The organism is Candidatus Desulfolinea nitratireducens, assembly GCF_982879505.1.
Genome location: NZ_CEYOSI010000329.1, coordinates 1 through 2605 on the forward strand (window position 1 = coordinate 1; position 2605 = coordinate 2605).

A 2605-nucleotide genomic window follows, 5' to 3' on the forward strand; every position below is an offset into this window, starting at 1 on the left:
TGTCTTTACCATTGGTTCCTCGCCGCAAGAAGCTACTAAGATGGCAGTTGAAGTCGAGGAAATTGCAAAGATTACCCATTTTGCGATGACGCGCGGAGAGCCTATTCAGCTTTCCGAAGATCAGGTTGATTATATGGTGGATTTGTATCAGAATAAGTACGGACAAAAATAAACTGTATTGATTATTAGACGAACTAAATTGTCATCAGTTGTAAAAGGCTAAGAGAAAGAAACCTTATGGAATTGCTAACGAAGATTACCAATCTCATTATAGACATGGATGGTGTTCTCCACTTAGGAAATCAACCAATGCCCCGATTAAACGAATTCATAACGTTTCTCCGGGAGCACTCCATCCAATTTACCCTGGCGACGAATAACTCGACCCGCACCGCTCAGGAACGTGTTAGTAAATTAGCGGAAATGGGTGTGACAATATCCCCGGATGAAATACTGAATTCAGGTCAGGCCACAGCAAGATTCCTGGCCCGGGAGTATCCTCGTGGGACACGTGTCCATGTTTTTGGTATGTCAGCTCTGAAACAGGCAATAGAGGAAGAAGGATTCATCCTGGCAGATGAATCTGTTGAATTAGTAGTTGCGAGCATGGATCGGAACGTGACCTATGAGAAACTCGAACTGGCTACTATTTTAATCCGCAGCGGAGCCCGCTTTTTCGCCACAAACCTCGACCCAACCTATCCATCAGAAAAAGGCCTGCTTCCGGGCACCGGTTCACTGATTGTTGCTCTCGAGGCAGCTTCAGGTGTTAAACCGGTGGCAATTGGCAAGCCGGAACCAACTATGTATCAACTGGCTATTGAACAGATGGGTGCTAATCCAGAAACGACGGCCATTATCGGAGATCGTGTAGACACCGATATTCTTGGTGGGAAAAGGGCAGGCCTCATCACTATCTGTGTCTTGTCGGGCTCATCAGATCGTGGAGAAGCTGAAGCCATTAAAACAGATATGATTTTTGATGATATTGCGCATCTACTGGATATTTGGAAATCGACACTGAAGGAGTGAAAGATGGATTATCTCGTTGGCATAGATCTGGGTTCAACTTCTCTCAAATGTGTGATTTACGATCTCTCCGGTAATGTGGTTGCCAGTTGTGTTTAGGCCTACAGAGCGCTACAATCCGTATCCAGATCACCGGGAATGGACAGTGTGGCAGCCAGATCAAATATGGGGTGGCACAGCAGCAGCCATAAAGGAAGCAGTCTCCAAGTTAGATAATCCTCACCATATCAAAGCTGTAGCTGTAACTGGTATGGGGATGGATGGCGTGCCTATTGACAAACAGGGTAATTGGCTACATCCGTTTATCAATAGGCACGATCCACGCACTGAGACCCAATTACAGCTTTACCCGGTTCTCGCCCCGGTTAGTCATCGATTGTATGAGCAGTTTAGTGCCTAGTATAGGAGTCTCACTATGAATCAACCAGAACATCTACTGAAAGTAGGTAATCGATTAGGAGAAACCCCAATTTGGGACCCCGAAAATAATGCTCTTTATTGGGTTGATTGGGGTGGTAAGCCAACTAGCCGGTTTGAACCAGCTACAGGCAAGGTTACGACTTTTTCTGTAGACCCAGCAGTAACAGCTTTGGCTCGCCGGGCCTCAGGAGGGCTGATTGCGATTGCTCAAGATGGGATTTATGGATGGGACCCGAAACCCAACACCTATGACCTCATCATCGGGCCACCTAATCCGGAAAAGCTAGAAATTATCTACAACGATGCTGCGGTGGACCGGCAAGGGCGCTTGTTGGTAGGGACGGTCAATATGAATGACCCTTTCTTGCCAGAAGGTTCGTTATATCGTCTGGACCCTGATGGTTCGCTTCATGAATTGGATACCGGATATGCCACAGCTAATGGTATTGGGCTCAGCCTGGACAATCGGACGGTTTATGTGGCAGATCAACGGAAATGGGAGATCATAGCTCTTGATTATGATCCAGATACAGGGACGACTAGTAATCGCCGTGTCTTTGCTCAAATTCCAGAAGACGAAGGGATGCCTGATGGCCTTATTGTAGATGCAGAGGGTTTTATCTGGAATGGACATTGGAATGGCTGGAAGCTAACGCGCTACGCTCCTGATGGAAAGATTGAACGCCAGATTCCCTTCCCTGTGCAACATGTGATTTCATTTGCATTTGGCGGCTCGGACCTGGATGTTCTATATGTCACCACTGCGTCATGGGATTTTGAGGAAGCAGATTGGAAGCAACAGCCTCAAGCTGGCGACCTGTTCCAGGTTCAAACGGGAGTCAAAGGTCTGGTGGAACCCGCCTTTGCGGGTTGATTGTATTGGTAGTGGAGAAAATCCATGAGCAAATATCTTTTAGGCATTGATAACGGCAATACATTCTCCAAAGCGGCGTTGTTTGATTTACATGGCAAGGAAATTGCGGTGGCGAACTGTGCTGCAGACACCGATTTTCCGCATCCCGGGTGGACTGAACGCGATATGGAAATGTTGTGGCAGAGCACGGCTACTGCTATCCGTGATGTTTTGGCTAAATCGAGTATAAAACCAGAGGAAATCGCGGGTATAGGCAACACAGGGCACGGAAATGGCGTCTAT

4 protein-coding genes are annotated in these 2605 nt (G+C 47.1%); all 4 read left to right on the forward strand.

From position 1 onward, the window contains the following. Nucleotides 1–276: 276 nt before the first annotated feature. Nucleotides 277–1032, forward strand: coding sequence for an HAD-IIA family hydrolase (locus AC3DOM_RS17335; RefSeq protein WP_487920295.1), 756 nt, complete (start codon nucleotides 277–279; stop codon nucleotides 1030–1032). An 88-nt stretch (nucleotides 1033–1120) separates the two neighbouring features. Beyond that, nucleotides 1121–1429: an FGGY family carbohydrate kinase gene (locus tag AC3DOM_RS17340; RefSeq protein WP_487920292.1), complete on the forward strand. Its 309-nt coding sequence runs from the start codon at nucleotides 1121–1123 to the stop codon at nucleotides 1427–1429. A gap of 15 nt (nucleotides 1430–1444) precedes the next feature. Next, on the forward strand, nucleotides 1445–2323 hold the full coding sequence (locus AC3DOM_RS17345; protein ID WP_487920293.1) for an SMP-30/gluconolactonase/LRE family protein: 879 nt from the start codon (nucleotides 1445–1447) through the stop codon (nucleotides 2321–2323). A 24-nt stretch (nucleotides 2324–2347) separates the two neighbouring features. Continuing rightward, a partial coding sequence (locus AC3DOM_RS17350; RefSeq protein ID WP_487920294.1) for an FGGY family carbohydrate kinase occupies nucleotides 2348–2605 on the forward strand: 258 nt, incomplete at its 3' end.